We start from the raw sequence: 23,108 nt of genomic DNA on the forward strand, positions 1-23,108 counted from the left end.
GGGTCAGTGGGTGGGCTTGTCAGCGCCCACGAGCCACATCGAGAAGTATTGCGAACCACCGCCGTAGGCGTGGCCGAGTGCCTTGCGGGCATCTTTGACCTGGTGATCGCCGGCTTTACCCTGCACCTGGATGGCGGCCTCGGCGAAACGGATCATCCCGGACGCACCGATCGGGTTCGACGACAGCACACCACCGGACGCATTGACCGGGAGCTTGCCGCCGATCGCGGTCTCGCCGGACTCGGTCAGCTTCCAACCCTCGCCTTCGGGTACGAATCCCAGATTCTCGAGCCACATGGGTTCGAACCATGAGAACGGTACGTAGATCTCGGCGGTGTCGATCTCCTCGAGTGGGTTCGAGATGCCGCCGGCCTTCCACAGCGCGGCAGCGGCGTCGCGTCCGGCCTGGGGGCTGACGGTGTCACGGTGCGAGTAGGCGAGTGGCTCGGTGCGCATCGCCGACGCGTGGATCCATGCGACCGGAATGCCTTTGGCGACAGCGTCGTCGGCGGTCTGCTCGTCTGCGATGACCACTGCGCAGGCGCCGTCGGACGACGGGCAGGTCTCGTCGTAGCGGATCGGGTCCCACAGCATCTTCGACTCCATCACGCTCTCGACGGTGATGTCGGGCTGATGCAGGTGCGCCAACGGATTGAGGGCACCGTTCTGACGGTCCTTCGCAGCGACGATGGCGCCGATGTGATCGGGTGCGCCGGTCCTCCGGATGTAGGAGCGGATGTGCGGCGCGAAGAAACCGCCGGCCCCGGCTCCCACCGGCATGGTGAACGGAACCGGAATCGACAACGCCCACATGGCATTCGACTCCGACTGCTTCTCCCAGGCGATCGCGAGCACCCGTTGGTGCACTCCGGAGGTGACCAGCGATGCACCGACGTTGGCGGTGGATCCGCCGACCGAGCCCGCGGTGTGCACGCGGATCAGCCGTTTGCCTTCCGCACCCAGTGACTGCGCGAGCGCGAGCTCGGGCATCATCGCACCCTCGAAGAAGTCGGGTGCCTTGCCGATGACGATGGCGTCGATGTCGTCCATCGACACCTGGGCGTCGAGCAGCGCCTTGTCGATCGCTTCCCGGCACAGGCCGGCCATCGAGACATCTTGGCGTTTGGCGACGTATTTGGTCTGGCCGGTGCCCAGCACCGCCGCGCGATAGCGACCCATCAGATGTTTCCTCCGCGTGATTCGGGCTTGTTTCCGGCGAGCGCGACGACCATGTTCTGCTGCAGCAACGGACCGCTGGTGGCGTGGGCCAATGCGGTATCCGCATCCCCGTTGAGGATGGCGGTGGCGGCGAAGCCGATGCGTTCGAGCCCCGCCGAGAACAGCGGATTGGCGGCCAGGGCGCCGCCGGACGGGTTGATGAGGACCGAGTCGTCAAGGCCAAGTTCGGCCTTGAGGATCAACTCTTGATGGGTGTAGGGCGCGTGCAGCTCGGCGACATCGAACTGGCGGTTGCTGCCGAGTGCCGTATCGCCTGCGAGTTTCGTCGACGGCGACTTCGTCAGGTCGCGCGATCCGAAGTTGGGGGTGTCGATCCGGTGATCCCAACCGGTGATCCACGCCGGGTTGGCGACGAGCTCGCGCGCGCGGTGTTCGCTGGCGATGATGATGGCGGCGGCGCCGTCGGTGTACCGGCAGGTGTCATGGGCCCGCAGGGGATCGGCGACATACTCGCTGCGCAGGAGCTCCTCGGCAGAAGTGTTGTTACCGCGAGCTGCGACCGCGGCCATGTCGGCCTCGGTCCACGCTCCGGAGTCGATGCCGGCGCGGGCTTGCAGCGCGGCAAGTGACCGGGCGTCGGGCCACAGCGGCGCGACGGTGTGGGGGTCGGTTTGCAGCGTCAACACCTGATCGGTGTTGGACGCCGATGGCTTGCCGAATCCGTAGGCGAGCGCGACGTCGACCTCGCCGGTCGCGATCTTCACCCAGGCCTCGTAGAGTGCCCAGGCTGCGTCCATCTCGACGTGCGACTCGTTGATCGGCGGAACGGCCCCGATGGAGTCGATTGCCGAGATGAATGAGAATGCCCGGCCGGCGAGGTAGTCCGACGACCCCGAGCACCAGAAGTCGATGTCGGTGCGGACGATGCCGAGGTCGGCGTAGAGCTTCTGGAAGCACGGCACCAGCATCTCGACGCCGTTGGTGGTGCCGAAGGTCTGATCGACGTGCGGGCTGTGTGCGAAGCCGATGACGGCGATCGGCGGCATCTCCCGATGGGTGCTGGTCACAGGTGATCCTTGTAGGAGTCGTAGTCGGCGTCGGGTTCGCCCGACGGTCGGAAATGGCTGATGTTGCGAAGCGTGTGGTCCCACTCCTCGCGGGGGCGCCACACGGCCTCGACCCGCATGCCCATGTGCACCTCGTCGGCCTCGACGTCGAGGATCAGATGCAGGAAGGGGATGTCGGATCCGTCGAGCAGCACATATGCGGCGACGTACGGGGGTTTGATCTGCTGACCCAGGAACGGCACGTTGACGATGCAGAACGTGGTGACCACGCCCTTGTCGGAGACCTCGACGCGTTCGCCGGTCGGGTTGCCGTCGGTGGGGTCGGCGCCGCGGGGCGGGAAGTAGACCGGCGCGCCCGGCCCGGTCCGGCCACCGTAGAGCTTGCCCTCCTTGAGGCCCTGGAGGTACCAGGTCTCCTCGATGGACGCGGTGTGCTCGATGGTCAGGCCCAGCGGGGTCGTGATCATGACACCGTCGGTGTCGGACGGTTCGCTGGTCCGTGGTGCCGCGGGCTCGGCCTCGTCGCCGAGTGCGAAGTGGGCGATGTCGTCGATGCGGCCCGTGCGGTCTGTCTTCCAGACGGCATGCACGCGGGCTCCGGTGCTCAGGGCGTCGGGCCCATCGGCGGCCACTGCGTGCAACAGGCTGGTGCCGGCGCCGTCGAGCTCGATGAGTGCCCATGCGAAGGGCTCGGAAAGCGGTTGCCCCTCTATGGGTTCCGCCATCCAACTCCATGACTTGACGGTCCCCACCTCGGACACCTCGACGAAGTCGTCGATCTGGGCCCTGGTGACCGGGTCGAACTCGACGGGTGGGACGTACACTGTGCCGTCCGCGCTGCGACCACCGATGATTTTGCCCTCGAGAAGGCCGCGGGCAAAGCGCCCGAGCACCGGCCCGAGAGACCGTGTGTAATCAAAGGAGTTGTGCAGTGGTGCGGACAGGACTGGATCGTCCGGGTCCTCGATCGGTGCGACTACGGCTGCGAATCCTGCGGATATCTGGCTGACGCTCACAGAATCGAGTAGAACAGGTTCTAGATTTGTTCGCAAGGACTTGGTTGATCAGGAGGTCACGGGCGCATGAAGCTGGGTTTGCAACTGGGGTATTGGGGTGCCGCGCCGATACCTGACGCACCGGCGCTCATCGCGGCCGCCGAGGCCGCCGGCTACGAGGCCGTGTTCACCGCTGAGTCGTGGGGATCGGACGCCTACACACCACTGGCCTGGTGGGGTTCGCAGACGTCCACGATCAAGCTGGGGACCGGCATCGCGCAGCTGTCGGCGCGGCCGCCGACATCCGCGGCGATGCATGCGCTGACCCTCGACCATCTGTCCGGCGGACGGCACATCCTGGGGCTCGGTGTGTCGGGGCCGCAGGTGGTCGAAGGGTGGTATGGCGAGCCGTTCGCGAAGCCGCTCGCACGCACCCGGGAGTACGTCCAGGTGATCCGCGACGTACTCGCCCGGGAGGGCCGGGTGACGAATGACGGGCCGCACTATCCGCTGCCGTATCCCGCAGACGCCCCCGGCTCGACGGGCCTCGGTAAGTCGCTGAAGCCGATCACGCATCCTTTGCGGGCTGACCTGCCGATCTGGCTCGGTGCAGAGGGTCCCAAGAACGTCGCGCTGAGCGCCGAGATCGCGGACGGATGGCTCGCGATCTACTACACGCCGCGGCTGGCGGACATGTACGAGCAGTGGCTCGCCGAAGGCTTCGCGAGGGCCGGCGCCAGGAAGACCCGTGACACGTTCGAGGTTGCCGCCACGGTCCAGGTGGAGATCACCGACAACGTCGCCGCCGTCATCGACGCCTACCGTCCGTCGACCGCGTTGTACGTCGGCGGCATGGGCGCCAAAGAACAGAACTTTCACGCCGAGGTGTACCGGCGCATGGGCTACGCAGACGTCGTCCGCGACATCGGGGAGAAGTTCCTGTCGGGACGCAAGGACGAGGCCATCGCCGCGGTACCCGACGAGATGGTTCTCGAGACGTTGATCGTCGGCGACGAGGAGTCGGTGCGAGGCCAGATCAAACACTGGGAACAGGCCGGCGTCAGCATGCTGATGGTGACCACCCGCGACGTCGACCAGATCACCCGATTGGGCACCCTCGTCTGAGTGAACATGTTCTAGAATTGCTCGCGCCCGCCTTGGTGCCCGACGCCCGAGTTCAAACATGGGCGTCGCGCTTCCTGGTGGGCGCGGTCACGCAACCCGTGACTGCGAGAGCGCATGACGGATACGGTTGGCGACCAGGCGCGGTGTGTCGAGATCCGCGGATGACCACCGAACGATCCGCCAGCCCTGCTCGACGATCCTGTCGGCGCGATATTTTTCTCGGTTGAGCACCGATCGGACGTCATCGGTTTTGTACTTGACCACGCCGTCGGCCTCTCCGATCACCCGGTGCTCGACCCAAGCGAAATCGACGCGGGCCAGAAACTGTCCGTGAGCGTCGAGGACCTCGTACTGGAGTGTGGGCAGCGGAAGTCGGGCATCGAACATCGACACACGGCTCCGGCTCTCCAGTGCCGATTCACTCCGGGCATCCATCATCGCGATGGCCCGCCGTGCTTTCGGATGGCCGGGAAAGCCCGCGATTACGTCGAGTTCTGCGAGCAACTCCGTGACTGTGCACAGTCCGCGGTGAAGTGCGGCGTCGCCTGTCACAACTGCGGATGCGGTCGACGACCGACGCGCCAGGTCGACGATCGCGCGTGCGGGGCTGCTGACCAGGACGCCGTCGATCCGCAGCGAGGCGGTCCGGCGTGCGTCGCGGTGAATCCGAATGCGCTTGGAATTTCGGGACCCGGTCCCGGAGTTATTGGTCGGCTGAACGAGGTGGACAACACGCGGATCCACACCCCACAGCGGCAATCCGTAGACGGCGGCCGCGGATTGAGCGCCGAGAACATAGTTGCCGCCGAGCTTGCGCAACGTTGCCTTGCTGAGTTCGCCGTGTCGCGTCTCCATCGACTCATTCCACAACGCCGGGCTCGCGTAGATGCCAGGTGCGAGCGACCTGATCGTGTTGCCAATTAGAGCTGTCCGGATCTCAGAAGGCGTGTGCCCCTTTGTAATCAATTCCGCGCGGGTGGCGGCACCCTGCCACTGGTTGGTGTCCATGGACTGATGATGGACCCATCTCACATGGGCTCGACCCCGGCGGAGGCTTGCCTGTGGAGGGCTGATCGAACTGTGGATAACCCCCTCGCGCCCATTGCAATGCGCCGCGCCCATGTTCGAACATGTGCGTGGCGCATCAAACGATGCGGCAGCTGTCAGCGTCGCCGGATGCGCAGCCGCAGGCCTGACGGCATCAGGGTGAGGCGTTCGGTGATCGCCAGTTGGTAATCGGGATCGGCGGGTTCGAACTCGTAGCGCTGCAGCAGGCGAGCAAGCAGCAGGACGGATTCGTGGAGTGCGAATTGCCTGCCGATGCAGGCCCGTTCGCCGGTGCCGAAGGGTTTGTACGAGTGCGCAGGCCTCTTCTTCACCTCGGCCGCCAGGAAGCGGTCGGGGTCGAAACGTGAGGGATCGGTCCAGACGTCGGGGTCGCGGTGCAGCTTCGGGAGATGGACGATGGCCCAGTCGCCGGGCGACATGTCGTAGCGGTCCGCGACGACGGTCCGTTCGATCGGTCCGCGTGAGAACCCCGGAGCGGTGGGCCACAGCCGCAATGATTCATCGATGATGCGTCGCAGGAGCCGGAACTTGGCCACCTGCTCGAAAGCCGGCTCGGCGTCGGAGTCGACGATCGAGTCGACCTCCGCATGCGCGCGGGCGAGGAGTTCGGTGTCTTGAGAAAGATGGTGAAGTGCGAATGACAGTGCGCCGGAGGTTGTCTCGTGACCGGCGACGAGAAAGGTGAGGATCTGATAGCCGATGTTTCGGTCGTCGAGAACGTCGTGCTCCCGAGCGGCGTTCTGGCTGAGCATGATGGCCAGGAGGTCGGTCTCGCCGTTGTCCCCGCGCTGCCGGCGGGCGGCGATCAGCTCCTCGAGCATGGTGTCGATATAGCGCTGATGGCGAGCGTTTGCCCGGATCATCAACGCGGACAAGGCCTGAGACCCGGGTAGTCCGGACAGGCCACCCGTTCGCTGGCCCGTCTTCAATGCGGCGACCATCGCCGACACGAAGGCGTGCGGGGTGTCGCGCTCGAATGACCCGAGATCTTCACCGAATGCGGCGCGGCTGATGGTCTCCAGGGTCAGCCGCGTCATGTCGGGCGCGACATCGATGACATCGCCGCGACGTTCCCAGAAGGTGAAGAGATCGGAGATCGCATCCAGCATGAGCGGGTGATAATTCTGCATCGCCGATCTGGTGAACGCGGGCATCAGCAGGTCATGTGCCAGGCGCCAGTTGCGCTCGCCCGTCGCTGCGGTGAAAAGTCCGTCGCCCGCGAAGGAGCGCAGGGCGGCGACCCCGGGGGTCAGGACCTTCTGGAACCGGGACTCGTCGCAGAGTTCGGCGGTGACCGCTGCATTGCCGACGAATACGAATCGCTGCCGGAAGGCCTGGAATTGCACTATCGGCCAGATCTCGTCGGGCCAGTCGAGCATGCTCAGGACCGGTCCGCCGATCTTGATCGAGCGGACATCACCGAGCAGGCGGAGCCGGCCGGGTGGATGGGGGAATTGTTGTCCCCAACGGTTCGGGCCGACGAGTTCACGAAGGGTGGGCAGCTCGGTGGTTGCGGCCATGACGCTCCTTATTGGAGATGGGTTCAATAGCGAGTGTGTGCCGCTATTGAACCTGTGTCAAGTAGTGTGGGCCGGGTGGCCGCACGTACTCGTCGCTCTCCCGAGGACCGCCGCAAACAGTTGCTGGATCTGGGCGCTCAACTCTTTGCCGACCAGCACTACGACGACGTCCACATCGAGCAGGTCGCCGAGCTGGCGGGGGTCTCGCGGGGCCTGCTGTATCACTACTTCCCGACCAAACGTGCGTTCTTCGCCGAGCTCGTCAGACGCGAGACGCGCGCGATGATGGCCGATTCGACGCCCGATCCTGCGCTCGGTGTGCTCGACCAACTCCGGCACGGCATCGATGTCTATCTCGCCAACTGCCTCGCCAATCGACGCGGTTCCCAAGCCATCTACCAGGGGGCGGCCAGCTCGGATCCCGAGGTACTCGCGCTGATCGAAGAATCGACCAGGGTCCAGGAAGAACGCATCTTGAACGCTCTCGATCCCGGTTCGTCCCACCCGCGGCTGTTGCAGATCACCGTGCGCAGCTGGCTCGTCATGATCCGTAGTGCATGCCATGCCTGGCTGGCCGATCCCGATGACGGAGTCGATGCCGTCGATCTTCGCCAGATGGCCGAGCATGCGCTGCTCGGCGCCTTGTTCGGTTTGCCTGACTCTGCCCGGCCTGCGAACTTGGCGGTCCTGATCGATGACGCCGCGCGACGCGAGCCGGCCGATGGCTGATCGGGTGGGTCGTGGCCAGAAACTGGGCCGGGTGGTCGCCGGGCACGCGGCGAGGTCGACGGCGGCCAGGCTGAGCGCGCCACTGCGCAGCGAGGACGCGATCGCGCGCAAACGCGACGAGGCGATCCTGCGTTTCGCCGACGAGTTGGTGACCGTGATCGGAAGCATGAAGGGCGCCGCGCTCAAGCTCGGCCAGATGCTCTCGATGTTCGATGTCGGATTGAGCTCGCCGGCCACCCGAGAGGCGTTCGCGGCCCGGCTGGCTCCGCTGTTCGACAATGCGCCTGCTGTCGACGACGCGGTGATGCTGTCCGTTCTCGACGCACAGTTGGACAAATCCGCGCGGGCCAGGCTTTCAGTGACCCCCACTCCGGTCGCTGCCGCGTCGATCGGACAGGTGTACCGGGGCACGCTCGACGGCCACCGTGAGGTCGCGATCAAGATCCAGTACCCGGACATCGGGTCGGCGGTCCGGGCCGACCTGAAGAATCTGGCGTTGGTGATCCGGCTCGGTCGCGGCAGGCTGCCGGGCGTCGACCTCGATCCGATCGTCGCCGAGGTGAGCAGGCGGGTCCTCGCCGAGCTCGACTATCGGACCGAGCTCGTCAATCACGTTCGGATGTACGAGTTCTACCGCGACCATCCGGCCTGGCGGATACCCGAGCCGATCGCCGAGGTGTCCACCGACCGCGTGCTGGTCACCGAGTATCTCGACGGGACCACCTTCGCCGAGGCCGTCGACCTGCCGGTCGCGGACAGGGATCGGATCGGTGAGGCCGTGTACCGGTTTTACTGCGGCGGCGTCTACGACCTCGGTGAGTTCTGTGCCGATCCGCACCCCGGCAATGTCCTCGTCATGTCGGACGGCAGGCTGGGGTTCCTGGACTTCGGCCTGTATCTGAGGATGGCACCGGATGATGTGTCACTGCAGCGCAACGCTTTCAGGGCGCTGGTGGAGGGACGCGACGCAGACGTCTACCAGATGATCGTCGACGCAGGCTTCATCGCCGACCCGGCTGCGATGCCCCTCCAGGACGCTGCCCAGTACATGCGGAGTGTGGCGGGGTGGCACCTCGATCCGGAGCCGGTGACGGTGACAAGCGACCTCGCCCGGCGGGTGTTCGCGTCCGCCGTACTGCCGGGGTCGGGGCATTTCGGGCAGATTCGTCAGCAGAATCTGCTCGACACACACGCATTCTCGCGCCGCACCGAGATGAGCGTGTGCGCCCTGCTCGGACAATTGGGGGCGACCGCTCCCTGGGGGTCGATCGCACGCGAATGGATCTACGAAACGGCGCCGCCGGCCACACCGATGGGTGAGTCGATTGCCCAGTGGCGCCGAAAGAATCCCGGATGAACTCCGCCCGTCGGTCGTCGGTGCCGCAAATGCTTCGATAGTGTTGACCGCGACGAGAGGTGGAGCATGACAGTGGTGGGTAAACGGCGTGGCAAGAAGGTCGCTGCGGTGGAAAAGGTTGTCGCAGGTGTGGCGTCGAAAAATCCGACGGTGATCGCGGTGAAAACCGCCGATTCGGTGCTCCCCAGGATCATCGGTTTCGGAATTGCCGGTACCGGAGTGGCGCATTTCGTCCGTCCGGAATTGTTCGAATCCATCACCAAACCGGCTTTTCCCGAGAACACCCGGGAATGGATATATGCGAACGGGGCGACGGAAACGGTGATCGGGCTGGCAATTGCCAATCGCCCGACTCGGCTGTTCGGGCTGGTGGGACTGGTCGGCTACGTCGGTTTCCTGGGTAGCCGGATCGCCTCGGCCTGAACGCGTGTGTGATGACAGAGCAGACACCCGCGCGGCAAACCCCCGCGCGCCGGCCCCGCGGACGCCCCAAGGTTGAAGGTCTGGCCGACCAACGTCGCACCCAGATCATCGAAGCCGCCTTCGAGGTCTTGACCGAACGCGGGTATCACGGGACGTCGATCGCGGAAATCGCGCAGCAGGCCGGGATCGGCCAGGGCACCGTGTACCGATACGTGAGCAGCAAGCGTGAGTTGCTCGACCAAGTCTTCGACTGGGCGGTCGAGCGAGCGTTCGCGACCGTGGACCCGAATGCGCTCCTTGCGGCCGACCCGGACTCCGCACAGGACATGGTCACGCAGATAGGTGTGGTGAGCGAGCGACTCTACGCGATGATCGACGCAGAGCCCGCGATGCTGAAGTTGATCGGGGTGCAGGCCAGCGCGATCGACAAGGAGCTCAAGGCGCGCGTGGTCGGCCTCGAGGCGATGATCAATGCGCTGGTCTCGCAGTCCCTGACCCGGGCGATCGACAAGGGGTGGCTGGAGTTGTCCGCCGAACAGAAACCGATCATCGCTCGCCTGCTGATGATGATGGCGATGCCCGGTCTGGTCAGATCGATCGTCTCGGACGACGACGCCGACAAGCGTGCGCAATTCGTAGGTGGCGCCAGCGACATCGCGTTCCACGGGCTGATGAAGCGCGGGGCGTAGAAGCTGATGGCACAACCCCTGGTCGGATCAGGCGCAGGCCGATCCGACACCAAGCGGACGAGGATACGCCGGATCCAACTGCTCGATGCCGCGCTGGAAACGTTTGTCGAGTACGGCTACGGAGACGTCGGGGTGGCGGAGATCGTCGCTCGCATCGGATGCAGCCACGGCACGTTCTACAACTATTTCGACAACAAGCGGGACGCCCTCGACGCGCTGCTGTCCCGGGAGTTGTCCGAACTCGTCTCGGTGGCCGAGCTGCATCGGCCGCGTCCACGTTCGGAATCCGAGTTCGTCGACGCCCTCGGCACGCTGGTCCGCAGATTCGTCGAGTACGGGAACGAGCGTCCGCATGTGCTCACGTTCCTCGCTATGGAGGCTCCGGGGATCGATGAAGCCGCGCTGGCGACCATGGTCGGCAGTTACGGCCAACTCGGGCAGTTGTGTGGTCAGTACATTCGGCACGGCATCGAGGACGGGTACCTGCGCGAGGACATCAACGTCGAGTTCGCCGGTGAGGCCGTGGTGTCGTGCCTGATGGGTGCGGTGCTACCACTCATCCTGGACAACACGGCGCTCATCGACGTGGACTCGACCGTGCAGACGGTCGTCGGCTTCCTCTGCTACGGCACCAACGCCGGATAGCTATTCGCCCGTGAAGACCGGGGTCTGCTTCTCGGCGAACGCCTTCGGGCCGATCTTCGCGTCTTTGCTCATGAACACCTTGGCGCCGAGATCTCCGTCGAGCTTGAAGGCGTCCCGCTCGTGCATGCCCTCGGTGTCGCGGATCGTCTTGAGGATCGCCTGCACGGCGACGGGCCCGTTGGCCGAGATCTGTGCGGCGAGCTCGAGGGCTTTCTCGAGCGCTGTCCCGTCGGGGACGACGTGGCCTATCAGGCCGTAGTCGAGGGCTTCGGTCGCGGTGATGTGCCGCCCGGTCAGCAGGATCTCGGCAGCGACGGTGTACGGGATCTGCCGGACGAGGCGAACGGCGCTGCCGCCGAGCGGATAGAGGCCCCACTTGGCCTCGGATACACCGAATTTCGCGCTCTCGCCGGCCACCCTGATGTCGGTGCCCTGGAGGATCTCGGTTCCGCCCGCGATCGCGGGGCCCTCGACCGCCGCGATCAGCGGCTTGGTCAGTCGGCGCCCCTTGAGGAGTGCGTCGAGGATGCTGGGATCGAAACCCTTGCTCTTGAACGAGTCGCCGGGGGCGGACTTGTTCATGTTCTTCAGGTCGGCTCCGGCGCAGAAATATCCGCCGGCGCCGGTCAGTATCGCGACCCGGATGTCGCTGTCGGCGTCGACCTGATCCCATGCGGTGTTCATGATCCCGAGCATCTCGCCGGACAGCGCGTTCCGCGCTTCGGGGCGATTCATGGTCACGATCAGCGTGTGATCACGCTTTTCGACGAGACAGTGAGGCGCGTCGGACATGTTTGCTCCTGATTTGTGACAGCACTCGGCGACCGGTGGCGCCTGCGGGTAGGTATCTCGCAGGCCCTTGCCATCAAACGGTAACACGTTCTAGTTTTGACGGTATGGCATACAACATCGCCGACCTCATCGAGCACGCCGTCGACTTGATGGGCGACCGGATCGCGCTCGAGACCGACGGCCGACACGAGACCTACACCGAACTCGACCAGCGGGCCAACGGCCTCGCGCACACCTTGCGGCGACTCGGCGTCGAGCCCGGCGAGTCGGTGGGGCTGTACAGCAGAAACAACATCGAAGCCGTCGAGTCGATGGTTGCGATCTTCAAGGCGCGCGCGGTGATGGTCAACGTCAACTTCCGGTACGTCGAGAGCGAACTCGAACACATCTTCACCGACTCCGACATGAAGGTGCTCATCGTCGAGCGCCAGTACGTCGACAAGGTCGCGAACGTGTTACCGAAAGCGCCGAAGCTGACATCGGTGATCGTGGTCGAAGACGGTTCCGATCTCGACACCTCGGTTGTCGACGGGCTGGCGTACGAGCAGGCGATCGCCGAGGGGGGCAAGGAGCGCGACTTCGGGCCACGATCGAACGACGACGTGTACATGCTCTACACCGGTGGCACGACGGGCAACCCCAAAGGTGTTGTGTGGCGGCAAGAAGATGTCTTCCGGGTCCTCGGTGGCGGCATCGACTGGTACACCGGCGACCCCGTCACCGACGAGTGGCATTTCGCGAAGACCGGCGCCGACGGCGGACAGCTGGTGCGTTTCCCGATCCCGCCCTTCATCCATGGCGGCTCCCAGTGGGCGGTGTTCCAGGCCCTGTTCCAGGGGGGCAAGGCCATCGTGTACCCCGAGTTCGGCGCCCACCAGACCTGGGAGATCGTCGAGCGGCACAAGGTGAACGTCATCTTCATCACCGGCGACGCGATGGGCCGCCCGATGATCGACGCGCTCGAGGAGAAGGACTACGACATCAGCTCGGTGGTCTCGGTGGCCTCGTCCGCGGCGCTGTTCTCGGCATCGGTGAAGGACCAGTTCATCGAGAAGTTCCCCAACGCGATCATCATCGATGCCATCGGCTCCTCGGAGACCGGCTTCTCGGGGATGGGTGTCATCTCGAAAGAGACCTCGCACAGCGGCGGCGGCCCCCGGGTCAAGGCGGATCTGTCGACAGTGGTGCTGCGCGAAGACGGCTCGATCATCACCCCCGGAAAGGGCGAGGTCGGGATCTTGGCCCGCACCGGCCACATCCCGCTGCGCTATTACAACGACCCGGTCAAGACCGACAAGACGTTCAAGACGTTCAACGGGGTTCGGTACTCCATCCCGGGCGATCAGGCCCGCGTCGAGGACGACGGCACCGTGACGATGCTCGGCCGCGGTTCGGTCAGCATCAATTCCGGTGGCGAGAAGATCCACCCGGAAGAGGTCGAGTCGGCGCTCAAGGCCCACCCCGACGTCTTCGACACCGTCGTCGTCGGTGTCCCGGACGAGCGCTACGGTCAGCGCGTGGCCGCGGTCATCGCCACCCGCGACGGCCTGCGTCCCACCCTCGACGAGATCAATGCCGTTGCCCGCCAGGACATCGCCGGATACAAATGTCCGCGCTCGGTCTGGTTCGTCGACGAGATCAAGCGATCGCCGGCCGGCAAACCCAACTATCGTTGGGGTGTGGAGATCGCCGAATCACGGCCTGCCGATGAAACTCTCACAATCGCGTCACGAAAGGCCTGATCACAGTGCGTACCTCTCTGTCCGATGAGTTCGGAATCGAATATCCCATCTTCGGCTTCACGCCGTCCGAGCACGTCGCCGCGGCGATCAGCCGGGCAGGTGGACTCGGAGTGCTCGGCTGCGTCCGCTTCAACGAGGCCGACGAACTCGACGCCACCCTGGACTGGATGCGCGAGAACACCGACGGCAAACCGTTCGGCGTCGACATCGTGATGCCGGCGAAGATCCCGACGGAGGGATCGCAGCTCGATCTGGACTCGATGATCCCTCCGGAGCACCGCGCCTTTGTCGAGCGCACTCTCGACGATCTCGGCGTCCCGCGACTACCCGACGGCGACCGCGTGAACGCCGGTGTTCTCGGTTGGCTGCACTCGGTGGCCCGCTCCCACGTCGACGTCGCGATGACCCACGCCGACAAGTACGGCCAGATCAAACTGATCGCCAACGCGTTGGGGTCGCCGCCGGACGACGTGATCGCAAACGTGCACGCGCATGGCATCAAGGTCGCTGCGCTGGCCGGCGCCAAAGAACACGCGCTTCGGCACGTGGCTGCCGGGGTCGACCTGGTCATCGCCCAGGGGTACGAGGCAGGAGGACACACCGGGGAGGTGACGTCCATGATCCTGTGGCCCGAGATCGTCGACGCCGTGGGAGATGCGGCGCACGTGCTGGCAGCTGGAGGGGTCGGCAGCGGTCGTCAGATCGCTGCCGCGCTGGCACTGGGCGCGACGGGTGTCTGGATGGGTACGTACTGGCTGACGGCCGCCGAGTACCAGCTAGGGGTGCGGGGCGTCGGTCCTTCGGTCATCCAGCAGGCCATCCTGAACGCGACGTCGCGGGACACGGTGCGCCGGCGGATCTACTCCGGCAAGCCGGCCCGCCTGCTCAAGACCAAGTGGACCGATGCGTGGGACGCCGCGGGCGCTCCGGAGCCGTTGCCGATGCCGCTGCAGAACATCCTGGTCGCCGAGGCGCACGCCCGGATCTCCGCCGCCGACGACCCCGGTGTGGTCGCCATGCCCGCGGGCCAGATCGTCGGCCGGATGGACGCCATCACCCCGACCGACGATCTCATCAAAGATCTCGTCAGCGAATACGACGTCGCGGTGGAGCGGATGCAAAAGGCCCGCTAGCCTCGCGGTATGGCGAGTGACCTGAAGCGATTTCACGACGCGCAGGCGGCGGTGTACGACGACGTCACCGCCGAACTGCGCGCCGGACGTAAGCGTTCACACTGGATGTGGTTCGTTTTTCCGCAGCTGGACGGCCTCGCCCACAGTGGGACTGCGAAGCGGTATGCGATCACGGGCATCGACGAGGCCCGCGACTACCTGGCGGACGACGTGCTCGGTGCCCGGCTCCGGGAGTGCGCGCGGCTCGTCCTCGATATCGAAGGGTCCTCAATCGAGGAGATCTTCGGTTATCCGGACAACCTCAAATTGCGATCGTCGATGACGCTCTTCGCCGCTGTCGCTGCGGATGGTGGTGTGTTCGATGCGGTGCTCCACAAGTTCTTCGGCGGCGAGGGCGACGCCCGGACCCTCGAACTGCTCGGCTGAGGGGTACTCCGAACTCGTGGGCCTGGGTCGGCGCGTCTGCTGACGGTTGTGATCAGATATGGTCGCAGCCGTCGGCTTTTTTCAGCGCAGCAGGAGGTACGACCCATGTCCGAGAGCGTTGATCTGGTGCTATCCGAGCGGATCCCGACCGAGACGGGTGCCACGGCGGTGATCACCCTCAATCGTCCGGAAGCGCGGAACGCGTTGACCGGCACCCTGATCGTTCAACTGCGGCAGGCGCTGGCCGCCGCGGACGCCGACGACAGCGTCGGCGCGGTGGTCCTGACCGGTGCAGACCCCGCGTTCTGTGCGGGCGTCGACCTGAGGATGCTGGGCACCGATGGTGGCTGGGACGAGGTCAACGTGCCCGGCGTGCCCACCGGCTTTCCCTGGGTGCCGCTCTCGAAGCCTGTCATCGGTGCTGTCAATGGCGCGACGGTCACCGGAGGACTCGAACTGGCTCTGGCCTGCGACATCCTCATCGCCTCCGACAAGGCCCGCTTCGCGGACACCCATGCCCGGGTCGCGATGGTGCCGGCCTGGGGCCTGACCGGACGCCTGCCGGCAGCCGTCGGCTGGGGGTTCGCCCGCAGGATGAGCCTGAGCGGTAACTTCGTCGACGCCGAGACGGCGCTGCGCGTCGGACTGGTCACCGAGGTCGTCGGACACGCAGATCTGCTGCCGAGTGCCCTGGCCCTGGCGGCGGACATCGGGGGCAACAATCAACGCGCTGTCGCAGCGTTGCTGACGTCCTACCGAGAAGCCCAACAGCACGGCCTCGGACCTGAATTGGACACCGAAGCAGCGCATTCCGAGGCATGGATGGCGGCGTTCGACCCGGCACAGGTGGCAGCAGCGCGCGAGAAGGTCATGGACCGTGGCCGCAAGCAGATGAAGTGAGGATGCGATGAGCAGGTCGGGTGGCACGGTGCGGTTGTCGGTGCGCAAGCGCAGGGGACAGGCGATCACGTTGCGGGACAAGGTGGTTGTCATCACCGGGGGAGGGCGCGGGATCGGGCTGGCCACTGCGGAGTTGTTGCAGCAGCGGGGAGCAACGGTGGTTCTCGGTGACATCGATGACGAGGTCGTGGCGAAGGCCGCCGCCAATCTCGGATGTGAGGGATATCCGCTCGATGTCACGAACGAGGAGTCGTTCGCGCAGTTCCTCGACCGCGTGGACACCGAGTTCGGCCGCATCGACGTGCTGATCAACAACGCCGGGATCATGCCCACCGGACCGTTTCTCGACTTCCCGGATGCGGTGATCACCCGCAACTTCGAGATCGACCTGCTCGGTGTCGTCCGGGGCAGCAAACTCGTGGCCCGCCGGATGGTCGAGCGCGGAGCGGGGCAGATCGTGAACGTGTCGTCGGTGGCGGGTCTGATGCCCCTTCCGGGGCTGAGCATCTACAGCGCGGCCAAGGCCGGTGTCATCGCGTTCTCCGAAGCTCTCGACGGCGAGCTGAGTCCGCGGGGCGTCCGGGTGCTCGCAGTGATGCCGAACTTCACCAATACCGGCCTCATCGACGGACTGCAGACCACTGCCATCATGCCGCCGATCGAGCCCGATGACGTCGCCCGGCAGATCGTTCGGACGATCGAGACCAACCGCGACCGGGTGGTCATCCCACGCCAGAGCATGGCGGCGCTCGGCTGGATGGTCACGCCACGCTTCTTGAAGAATCTTTACGGCAAGCGCTTGGGCTTCGACACCATGTTCATGGAGTTCGATCGCGACCAGCGCGCCAAGTACCTCGACCGGGTCACCCGCAGCTGACCGATTTTGGTGGGTTCTGGCGAACTCGACCTGGGGAAATGTCCGCCAGAACCCACCAAGATCGGGGCTAGGGGGCGACGTATTCCAGGGCTCGGGGGGTGCGGACCCAGGTCGGGGGTGCATCGTCGGCCGCGAGGGTGCGCTTGAGGATCTTGAAGGTGTCGGTCCGGGGCAGGTCGGTGACGACCCGAACCCGGCTCGGCCATTGTTTGGGTCCGAGGTCGGTCTGTGCGGACAGGAATTCGGTCAGGTCATCGGCGGTGAGGTTCGGGGCCACCAGCGCGGCGGCGAGTTCGTCCCCGATGTCGGCGCGCACACCGTAGACGGCGGCCATCGCGATGCCCGGATGGCGGAGCAACACCCGCTCGATGGGGCCGGTGCCCATGTTCTCCCCGTCCACCCGAACCCAATCACCCAGTCGCCCGGCGAAATACACGTAGCCGTCGGCGTCGACGTACCCGAGGTCGCCGCTGTGGTAGATCCCGTCGCGCATCCGTTCGGCATCGGCCTCGGGATTGCGGTAATAGCCGGTGAACAGACCGCCACCGGAACTGTTGACGATCTCTCCGACTGCCTCGTCCGCGTTGACAAGCCGGCCGTGATCGTCGAACAGTGCGGTGGCGCAAACCTTTCCGGTGGACGGGTCGCGGATCTCGTTCGGCGGCATCAGCGGGCCAAGCGCATCCGGGGGAGTGTCGGGAGTGCGGGCGATGGCCACGCCACCTTCGGTGGAGCCGAAGCCGTCGACCACCCGGACGTCAAATCGCTCTGACACGGCGACGATGTCGGCGGCCGAGGCCTCATTGCCGTACAGGATGCGCAGGGGATTGTCGGCGTCGTCAGGCCGCGGCGGTGTGGCCAGGACATAGGACAGGGGTTTGCCGACGTAGTTCGCGTAGGTGGCGCCGTAGCGTCGGATGTCGTCGAAGAAGGCACTCGCAGAGAATCTGCGCCGCAATGCGACGGACGATCCGCCCGCCACCGCGACCATCCAGCCGGCGATGATCGCGTTGGAATGGAACAGTGGCATCGACAGGTAGACGACGTCGTCGGGGCCCAAACCGAAACGCGTCGCCAGCATCGCCCCGCTCGCCGCGAACTTGCGGTGACTGCACTGCACGGCTTTCGGATCGCCGCTGGTACCCGAGGTGAAGATGAGCATCAGCAGGGCCTCTGGATCGATCTCCGAGAAGTGCGGCCTGGCATCGGCGTAATCCGCCAGCAAGTCCGACCATTGCGGCCGGTCGACGTTCAGGACCGTGACACCGGTCAGGTCCACGTCGTCGAGTAGATGGGCGGTGGCGTCTTCGACCAGGACGATCTGGCAATCAGCGGTCCGGATGTCGCCTGCCAGCGCCGCACCCCGGCGGGTCGGGTTGAGGCCGACCACCACGAGTTCGCCGAGCACCGCCGCACCGAGGAGGTAACTGAACTCCGGGATGTTGTCGAGCAGCAGTGCCATGTGCCGCGGCCGCTTCGGATCGATGAGTTCGTCGATCGCCGCCGCACGGCTCGCGGAGAGCTGTAGATGGTCGCGCCAGCAGACGAACTCGTCCTGGAAGTACAGGCCCGCTTCGGTGACCTCGGTCAATGGCTCCAGCAGCTCACCGACGGTGGCGGGGCTGCCGGAGGTCGAGTTCGACGGTGATTGCGCTGTCACCGTCAGGCCGGCTCGGCGGCCAGGGCCGCACCGATCCGCCGCAGCTGTGTCGGTGCTGATCCGAGGTTGAACTCGTTCTGTTTGGCCCGCAGGAAGTAACGGTGCACCGGATGGTCGACGTCGATGCCGACTCCGCCGTGCACGTGCACCGCGGTGTGAGCGACCCGGTGTCCGGCGTCGGCAGCCCAGAATTTCGCTGTCGCGAGCTCTGTGGTCGCATCGAGGTGTTCCGACAGCAGCCAGGCGGCCTGCAGGGTGGTGAGCTTGAGTCCCCGGACGTCGATGTACGCATCGGCGAGCCGTTGCGCGACCGCTTGGAACGAGCCGATCGCGCGGCCGAACTGCTCGCGCTCGCGTCCATAGTCGGCCGTGAGTTCCAGGGCCCGCTCCAGGATCCCGGTTTGTTCGGCACACAACGCAAGGGTCATGCGGTCCCGCAAGAATCCCACGACCGCGGCCCCGTCGGTGCCCAACACGTGATCCGCGGGCACCCGGGCGCCATCGAATTGCACCAGGGCACTAGGTCCTTGGCCGGTGGACAGGGCGGGCGTGATCGTGACCCCGGCATCGGAGGTGCCGACCAGCAGCGCCAGCACTCCCTCGGGTCCTTGCGCAGTGACGATGACGGCGTCGGCGAACTCGCCGAACGGCACGTTGACCTTCGCACCTGAGAGCACCCATTCCCCGCCCTCGAGGGTCGCGGTGGTCACGGGGGCGAACGGATCGTCGTTGAGGTCTTCGTCGAGGCCCACGGTGATCACTTTGCTGCCCGAGATGACGGGGTCGAGCCATTGCTCGATCACGGGCCCGGTGCCGAACTCCGCGATCGCCGGAGCGGCGGCGAAGGCGACGGGCCCGAACGGGACGAGTGCGACGGCGCGGCCCAGTTCCTCTGCGACCGCTACATTCTCGAGAACAGAGAGGCCGGCGCCTCCCTTGTCCTCGGTGACCTCGAGGCCGAGCAAACCCGACGCTGACAACTGCGACCACAGGGTGGGATCGATGGCGCCCTGGTTCGCGCCTGGCGCATCGCCGGTCTGCTCCAGCTGTACCAACCGGTCGGTGGTGACCAGCTTTTTGACGATGTCTCGGGTGAGCCCGGCGAGATCGGTGGTCTGTTCGCTGCGGTGGAAATCCATGATGTGTTCCCTTTTCCTGGTCTCTCAGCGCCGCGCGGGTGGCTGGCCGAGGGCGAGCATGGCGATGATGTCGCGCTGGATCTCGTTGGTGCCGCCACCGAAGGTGAGGATCAGAGACGAGCGGTGGAACCGTTCGAGCCGGCCGCGCAGGTGGGTGCCCGCACTGCCCTGACGCAGAGTCGCGGCAGGCCCGAGCACCTCCATCAGCAGGCGGTAGGCCTCGGTGGCGAACTCGGTCCCGAAGACCTTGGTGGCGGAGGCGTCGGCGGGCGACGGGGACCCGCCACCGGTGGCTTCGGAGGCGATGTTCCAGTTGATCAGCTTGAGGAACTCGGCCTTGGCGTGAACCTTGGCGAGGTTCATCTGGACCCACTCGGAATCGATGACGCGATTGCCGCGAGCGTCTTTGGTGTTCTGCGCCCACTCGATCGTCTCGCGCAGAGCGGTCTGGATGGGGGCCGCGCTACACAGCGACACCCGCTCATTGTTGAGCTGGTTGGTCACCAGCGGCCATCCGCCGTTCAGTTCGCCCACCAGGGAATCCGCCGGAACCCGGACGTCCTGGTAGTACGTGGCACTGGTGTCGACACCGGACATCGTGTGGACGGGCGTGTACGAGAAGCCCTCGGCGTCGGTGGGCACGATGAGCATGGAGATGCCCTTGTGCTTCTTCGCCTCCGGGTCGGTCCGGACCGCCAGCCAGATGTAGTCGGCGTACTGGATGAGGCTGGTCCACATCTTCTGGCCGTTGATCACGAAATCGTCGCCGTCGCGTACCGCGGTCGTCCGCAGGGAGGCGAGGTCGGTGCCGGCGCCGGGTTCGGAGTAGCCGATCGAGAAATGGACATCGCCCGATGCGATCGGAGGCAGATACTTCGCCTTCTGCTCGTCGGTGCCGAAATGCATGATGGTCGGAGCCACGGAGTTGATGGTCAGGAAGGGTACCGGCGCGCCCGCGATGGCGGCCTCGTCGGTGAAGATCAACTGGTCCATCATCGAACGGTCCTGGCCGCCGTATTCCTTCGGCCATCCCAGCGCCAGCCAACCGTCGCGACCCATCTGGGCCACGACTTCGCGGTACACGTTTCCCTCACCGAATTCACCGCTTGTCGAAGACAGGGCCAGACGACGCTCAGGCGTGATCAACTGGGAGAAGTAGGACCGCAGCTCGCGCCGGAGTTCCTGTTGCTGGTCGGTGTAAGCAATTCGCATCGGGGCTCCTGCTTTCTCCGCGCGTGAGACTAAGACCGGGGACCCGGTCGCGCAGTTCTATAACACGTTCTAACCTGTTAGTTGGTTGCTCGTCAACATGCGACGCCGCCTGGTCCTGCGATGGAAGGAATCTGAACCGATGAAGATCAAAGCTGACTTCGATCTCTGCGAGTCGAATGGGGTGTGTGTGGGCATGGCCCCTGATGTTTTCGATCTCGACGATGACGACTACCTGGTCATCTTGGAATCCGACGTTCCAGAGGACCGCCGCGAGGAGATGCGCCAGGTGGTCGGTAGCTGCCCCAAATCTGCCTTGTCGATCGAAGATTGAACTTCGCCCGACCCCGGCGTGCGGCCTGCTGTGCGCTGGGGGTCAGCGATCGATTTTCGCCGATAGTTGTCTCAAACCGAGAACACGTTCTACATTTGGTTCACAGCCGCTGGGGTTCCGAGCCCGAACGCCCGGCGAGTACCTGATGGAGGACAGTGGTGAGCCAGTCAGCAAATGGGGATCTCAACGGCAAGGTCGCGGTCGTGACGGGTGCCGGCGCAGGACTCGGCCGGGCCGAGGCGATCGGGCTCGGTGCGCTCGGCGCGACGGTGGTCGTCAATGACCTGTCCTCGGCACTCGACCGTAGTGACGTCCTCGACGAGATCAGGGCGGTAGGCGGAGTGGGTGTCCCGGTGGCCGGTGACATCTCGGACTCTGCGACCACGACGGAGATCATGCGGGTGGCGACCGAGGACCTCGGCGGACTGGACGTGGTGATGAACAACGCGGGCCTGGTCCGCGACAAGATGCTCTTCAACATGAGCGACGACGACTGGGATGTCGTCATCCGCGTACACCTGCGCGGCCACTTTCTGATGAGCCGCAACGCCGGTGCCTACTGGCGCTCGCAGTCGAAGGCGGCCGGGGCGCCGGTGTACGGGCGGCTGATCAACACTTCGAGCGAGGCTGGCCTGTCCGGGCCCGTGGGGCAGGCCAATTACGGCGCCGCGAAGGCCGGGATCACGTCGCTGACCTTGACGGCCGCGCGGGGGCTGGCGGCATACGGGGTGCGCTCGAATGCGATCTGCCCACGCGCCCGCACGGCGATGACAGAGGGCACTTTCGGAGACGCGCCCGACGGCAGCGTGGACCCGTTGTCGACCGACCATGTCGTCACGCTGGTGCAGTTCTTGGCCGGTCCCGATTCCGATGGTGTCAACGGCCAGGTGTTCGTTGTCTACGGTCCGAAGGTGACCTTGATGGCGGCGCCGACCGTCGAGCAGAGCTTCGTGTCCTCGCAGGACGCGTGGGACCGCAGTGACCTGACGAAGACGCTCTCCGAGTACTTCGTGGGCCGCGACCCCGAGCAGACTTTTTCCGCAGGTAAAGCCCTTTTTGCGTAGGTCTACTTATGGTGCGGTGAGTGGCGTTGAATCGCAGATTATGTGAACTGGACGTGTGATAAGTTCGCGATCATCCGCTGGCTCGCAGCACCGGTTCGGTAGGAATCTCGGGTGGTGGAACACGTTTCAGTTATCGGGCGTCGGGGTGGTCGTCGGAAGGCGGAACTTTCCTGCTTGCAAGTGTCGATAATCGTCGATTTCAGAACTAGAACACGTTATGATCGAGCGGCTTCGATCGAACCGGGAACGCCTCATGCTGAAGGAGAGTTGGTGAACCGCAGACTGGCAGTCCCGTTCGAAGGTGTTGGCGATTTCGTCTCGATGAGCGTGAGCACCGCGCGGGAGTTGTTCAGGCCGCCCTTCCAGTGGCGCGAAACCATCGAACAGTCGTGGGCGATCGCCCGGGTGTCGATGGTGCCGACGGTCCTCGTCGCCATCCCGTTCACGGTGCTGGTCAGCTTCACCCTCAACATCCTTCTCCGCGAACTCGGCGCCCAGGATCTGTCGGGCGCCGGTGCGGCATTGGGCACCATCACGCAGATCGGACCGATCGTCACCGTGCTGATCGTCGCAGGTGCCGGTGCGACCGCGATCTGCGCCGACCTCGGCGCCCGCACCATCCGCGAGGAGATCGACGCGCTGCAGGTGCTGGGCATCGATCCCATTCATCGCCTGGTCGTGCCCCGCGTGATCGCCTCGACGATGGTCGCGATTCTGCTCAACAGTCTGGTCTGCACCATCGGCATCGGCGGTGGGTTCGTCTTCTCGGTGTATCTGCAAGACGTCAACCCCGGCGCGTTCATCGCCAACCTGACCCTGTTGACCGGGTTCCCCGAGCTGATGATCTCGATGATCAAGGCCGCTCTGTTCGGACTGGCCGCCGGACTCGTCGGCTGCTACCGCGGACTGCACGTGGCCGGCGGCGCCAAGGGCGTCGGCGACGCCGTCAACGAGACCGTCGTCTACTCCTTCATGGCGCTGTTCGTCGTGAACGTGGTCGTCACCGCGGTCGGTCTCAAAGCGACGGCGGGATAG

At 65.3% G+C, this 23,108-nt stretch carries 23 protein-coding genes; 14 read left to right on the top strand and 9 right to left on the bottom strand.

The genetic code is table 11. The features are described 5' to 3' along the window. Window positions 1-3: 3 nt before the first annotated feature. The 3 genes from DFR67_RS03400 to DFR67_RS03410 are packed head-to-tail and all read right to left on the bottom strand — an operon-like array spanning window position 4 to window position 3,262. A complete protein-coding gene (locus tag DFR67_RS03400; protein ID WP_110468025.1) occupies window positions 4-1,179 on the bottom strand; it encodes a thiolase domain-containing protein in 1,176 nt (391 codons plus the stop codon). Continuing rightward, complete coding sequence (locus DFR67_RS03405) at window positions 1,179-2,225, bottom strand: thiolase domain-containing protein (RefSeq protein WP_110468305.1); 1,047 nt, start codon at window positions 2,223-2,225, stop codon at window positions 1,179-1,181. Before DFR67_RS03405 ends, DFR67_RS03400 begins: the two co-directional genes overlap by 1 nt. A 17-nt stretch (window positions 2,226-2,242) precedes the next feature. Continuing rightward, window positions 2,243-3,262 (bottom strand): Zn-ribbon domain-containing OB-fold protein, encoded by a 1,020-nt coding sequence (locus tag DFR67_RS03410; protein WP_110468026.1) that lies wholly within the window; start codon window positions 3,260-3,262, stop codon window positions 2,243-2,245. Between the two features lie 66 nt (window positions 3,263-3,328). Between DFR67_RS03410 and DFR67_RS03415 the strand changes: the two genes are divergently transcribed. Continuing rightward, complete coding sequence (locus DFR67_RS03415; RefSeq protein WP_110468027.1) at window positions 3,329-4,366, top strand: LLM class F420-dependent oxidoreductase; 1,038 nt, start codon at window positions 3,329-3,331, stop codon at window positions 4,364-4,366. 87 nt (window positions 4,367-4,453) lie between these two features. Here the strand turns inward: DFR67_RS03415 and DFR67_RS03420 are convergent, their stop codons facing one another. Together DFR67_RS03420 and DFR67_RS03425 are read right to left on the bottom strand one after the other, a co-directional pair. After that, window positions 4,454-5,374, bottom strand: a complete 921-nt coding sequence (locus tag DFR67_RS03420) for a hypothetical protein (RefSeq protein WP_110468028.1) — start codon at window positions 5,372-5,374, stop codon at window positions 4,454-4,456. 155 nt (window positions 5,375-5,529) lie between these two features. Then, window positions 5,530-6,954 (bottom strand): cytochrome P450, encoded by a 1,425-nt coding sequence (locus tag DFR67_RS03425; RefSeq protein ID WP_110468029.1) that lies wholly within the window; start codon window positions 6,952-6,954, stop codon window positions 5,530-5,532. A gap of 75 nt (window positions 6,955-7,029) precedes the next feature. On the opposite strand from DFR67_RS03425, the gene DFR67_RS03430 reads away from it, so the two are divergent. The 5 genes from DFR67_RS03430 (at window position 7,030) to DFR67_RS03450 (ending at window position 10,797) form a co-directional block, all read left to right on the top strand. Beyond that, entirely contained in the window at window positions 7,030-7,683 is a 654-nt protein-coding gene (locus DFR67_RS03430) for a TetR/AcrR family transcriptional regulator (RefSeq protein ID WP_158539883.1), read from the top strand. Further along, window positions 7,676-9,040 carry an ABC1 kinase family protein gene (locus DFR67_RS03435; protein WP_425451246.1) on the top strand — a complete coding sequence of 455 codons (1,365 nt, stop codon included), beginning with the start codon at window positions 7,676-7,678 and terminating at the stop codon, window positions 9,038-9,040. The genes DFR67_RS03430 and DFR67_RS03435 overlap by 8 nt, the downstream gene beginning before the upstream one ends. 66 nt (window positions 9,041-9,106) lie before the next feature. Then, window positions 9,107-9,463 (top strand): hypothetical protein, encoded by a 357-nt coding sequence (locus tag DFR67_RS03440; protein WP_342766707.1) that lies wholly within the window; start codon window positions 9,107-9,109, stop codon window positions 9,461-9,463. Between the two features lie 11 nt (window positions 9,464-9,474). Then, window positions 9,475-10,152 carry a TetR/AcrR family transcriptional regulator gene (locus DFR67_RS03445; RefSeq protein ID WP_110468032.1) on the top strand — a complete coding sequence of 226 codons (678 nt, stop codon included), beginning with the start codon at window positions 9,475-9,477 and terminating at the stop codon, window positions 10,150-10,152. Window positions 10,153-10,158: 6 nt separating this feature from the next. Beyond that, window positions 10,159-10,797 (top strand): TetR/AcrR family transcriptional regulator, encoded by a 639-nt coding sequence (locus DFR67_RS03450; protein ID WP_110468033.1) that lies wholly within the window; start codon window positions 10,159-10,161, stop codon window positions 10,795-10,797. Here the strand turns inward: DFR67_RS03450 and DFR67_RS03455 are convergent, their stop codons facing one another. Further along, the gene (locus DFR67_RS03455; RefSeq protein ID WP_110468034.1) at window positions 10,798-11,589 is read right to left on the bottom strand and encodes a crotonase/enoyl-CoA hydratase family protein; all 792 of its coding nucleotides are present in this window, start codon (window positions 11,587-11,589) and stop codon (window positions 10,798-10,800) included. Between the two features lie 104 nt (window positions 11,590-11,693). Between DFR67_RS03455 and DFR67_RS03460 the strand changes: the two genes are divergently transcribed. The 5 genes from DFR67_RS03460 to DFR67_RS03480 all read left to right on the top strand — a co-directional run bounded on the left by DFR67_RS03460 (window position 11,694) and on the right by DFR67_RS03480 (window position 16,667). Beyond that, window positions 11,694-13,331 carry an acyl-CoA synthetase gene (locus DFR67_RS03460; protein WP_110468035.1) on the top strand — a complete coding sequence of 546 codons (1,638 nt, stop codon included), beginning with the start codon at window positions 11,694-11,696 and terminating at the stop codon, window positions 13,329-13,331. 5 nt (window positions 13,332-13,336) lie between these two features. Then, window positions 13,337-14,464, top strand: a complete 1,128-nt coding sequence (locus DFR67_RS03465) for an NAD(P)H-dependent flavin oxidoreductase (RefSeq protein ID WP_110468036.1) — start codon at window positions 13,337-13,339, stop codon at window positions 14,462-14,464. Between the two features lie 9 nt (window positions 14,465-14,473). Beyond that, window positions 14,474-14,890 (top strand): DUF1810 domain-containing protein, encoded by a 417-nt coding sequence (locus tag DFR67_RS03470; RefSeq protein WP_110468037.1) that lies wholly within the window; start codon window positions 14,474-14,476, stop codon window positions 14,888-14,890. A gap of 105 nt (window positions 14,891-14,995) precedes the next feature. Further along, complete coding sequence (locus DFR67_RS03475) at window positions 14,996-15,790, top strand: enoyl-CoA hydratase (protein ID WP_110468038.1); 795 nt, start codon at window positions 14,996-14,998, stop codon at window positions 15,788-15,790. Window positions 15,791-15,797: 7 nt separating this feature from the next. Continuing rightward, window positions 15,798-16,667: an SDR family oxidoreductase gene (locus tag DFR67_RS03480; protein ID WP_110468039.1), complete on the top strand. Its 870-nt coding sequence runs from the start codon at window positions 15,798-15,800 to the stop codon at window positions 16,665-16,667. A 67-nt stretch (window positions 16,668-16,734) separates the two neighbouring features. On the opposite strand, the gene DFR67_RS03485 is transcribed toward DFR67_RS03480, so the two are convergent. Genes DFR67_RS03485 through DFR67_RS03495 form a run of 3 tightly spaced genes read right to left on the bottom strand, consistent with a single transcriptional unit; the run spans window position 16,735 to window position 20,678 of the window. Beyond that, window positions 16,735-18,327 (bottom strand): long-chain-fatty-acid--CoA ligase, encoded by a 1,593-nt coding sequence (locus DFR67_RS03485; RefSeq protein WP_110468040.1) that lies wholly within the window; start codon window positions 18,325-18,327, stop codon window positions 16,735-16,737. A 2-nt stretch (window positions 18,328-18,329) separates the two neighbouring features. Next, window positions 18,330-19,466, bottom strand: coding sequence for an acyl-CoA dehydrogenase family protein (locus DFR67_RS03490; protein WP_110468041.1), 1,137 nt, complete (start codon window positions 19,464-19,466; stop codon window positions 18,330-18,332). Window positions 19,467-19,490: 24 nt separating this feature from the next. Continuing rightward, entirely contained in the window at window positions 19,491-20,678 is a 1,188-nt protein-coding gene (locus tag DFR67_RS03495) for an acyl-CoA dehydrogenase family protein (RefSeq protein WP_110468042.1), read from the bottom strand. A 139-nt stretch (window positions 20,679-20,817) separates the two neighbouring features. Here DFR67_RS03495 and DFR67_RS03500 point away from each other — a divergent pair, with 139 nt between their 5' ends. The 3 genes from DFR67_RS03500 (at window position 20,818) to DFR67_RS03510 (ending at window position 23,108) form a co-directional block, all read left to right on the top strand. After that, window positions 20,818-21,009, top strand: coding sequence for a ferredoxin (locus DFR67_RS03500; protein WP_084892462.1), 192 nt, complete (start codon window positions 20,818-20,820; stop codon window positions 21,007-21,009). A 158-nt stretch (window positions 21,010-21,167) separates the two neighbouring features. Continuing rightward, window positions 21,168-22,073, top strand: a complete 906-nt coding sequence (locus DFR67_RS03505; protein ID WP_425451240.1) for a 3-oxoacyl-ACP reductase — start codon at window positions 21,168-21,170, stop codon at window positions 22,071-22,073. Window positions 22,074-22,343: 270 nt separating this feature from the next. After that, window positions 22,344-23,108 carry an MlaE family ABC transporter permease gene (locus tag DFR67_RS03510; RefSeq protein WP_110468044.1) on the top strand — a complete coding sequence of 255 codons (765 nt, stop codon included), beginning with the start codon at window positions 22,344-22,346 and terminating at the stop codon, window positions 23,106-23,108.

The organism is Williamsia limnetica (assembly GCF_003217475.1).
Lineage (GTDB): Bacteria > Actinomycetota > Actinomycetes > Mycobacteriales > Mycobacteriaceae > Williamsia > Williamsia limnetica.

Coding starts and splice junctions, on each gene's coding strand:
- DFR67_RS03400 (WP_110468025.1), bottom strand. CDS start 1,179: ATGGGTCGCTATCGCGCGGCGGTGCTGGGCACCGGCCAGACCAAATAC.
- DFR67_RS03405 (WP_110468305.1), bottom strand. CDS start 2,225: ATGCCGCCGATCGCCGTCATCGGCTTCGCACACAGCCCGCACGTCGAT.
- DFR67_RS03415 (WP_110468027.1), top strand. CDS start 3,329: ATGAAGCTGGGTTTGCAACTGGGGTATTGGGGTGCCGCGCCGATACCT.
- DFR67_RS03420 (WP_110468028.1), bottom strand. CDS start 5,374: ATGGACACCAACCAGTGGCAGGGTGCCGCCACCCGCGCGGAATTGATT.
- DFR67_RS03425 (WP_110468029.1), bottom strand. CDS start 6,954: ATGGCCGCAACCACCGAGCTGCCCACCCTTCGTGAACTCGTCGGCCCG.
- DFR67_RS03435 (WP_425451246.1), top strand. CDS start 7,676: ATGGCTGATCGGGTGGGTCGTGGCCAGAAACTGGGCCGGGTGGTCGCC.
- DFR67_RS03440 (WP_342766707.1), top strand. CDS start 9,107: ATGACAGTGGTGGGTAAACGGCGTGGCAAGAAGGTCGCTGCGGTGGAA.
- DFR67_RS03445 (WP_110468032.1), top strand. CDS start 9,475: ATGACAGAGCAGACACCCGCGCGGCAAACCCCCGCGCGCCGGCCCCGC.
- DFR67_RS03450 (WP_110468033.1), top strand. CDS start 10,159: ATGGCACAACCCCTGGTCGGATCAGGCGCAGGCCGATCCGACACCAAG.
- DFR67_RS03455 (WP_110468034.1), bottom strand. CDS start 11,589: ATGTCCGACGCGCCTCACTGTCTCGTCGAAAAGCGTGATCACACGCTG.
- DFR67_RS03460 (WP_110468035.1), top strand. CDS start 11,694: ATGGCATACAACATCGCCGACCTCATCGAGCACGCCGTCGACTTGATG.
- DFR67_RS03470 (WP_110468037.1), top strand. CDS start 14,474: ATGGCGAGTGACCTGAAGCGATTTCACGACGCGCAGGCGGCGGTGTAC.
- DFR67_RS03475 (WP_110468038.1), top strand. CDS start 14,996: ATGTCCGAGAGCGTTGATCTGGTGCTATCCGAGCGGATCCCGACCGAG.
- DFR67_RS03480 (WP_110468039.1), top strand. CDS start 15,798: ATGAGCAGGTCGGGTGGCACGGTGCGGTTGTCGGTGCGCAAGCGCAGG.
- DFR67_RS03490 (WP_110468041.1), bottom strand. CDS start 19,466: ATGGATTTCCACCGCAGCGAACAGACCACCGATCTCGCCGGGCTCACC.
- DFR67_RS03495 (WP_110468042.1), bottom strand. CDS start 20,678: ATGCGAATTGCTTACACCGACCAGCAACAGGAACTCCGGCGCGAGCTG.
- DFR67_RS03500 (WP_084892462.1), top strand. CDS start 20,818: ATGAAGATCAAAGCTGACTTCGATCTCTGCGAGTCGAATGGGGTGTGT.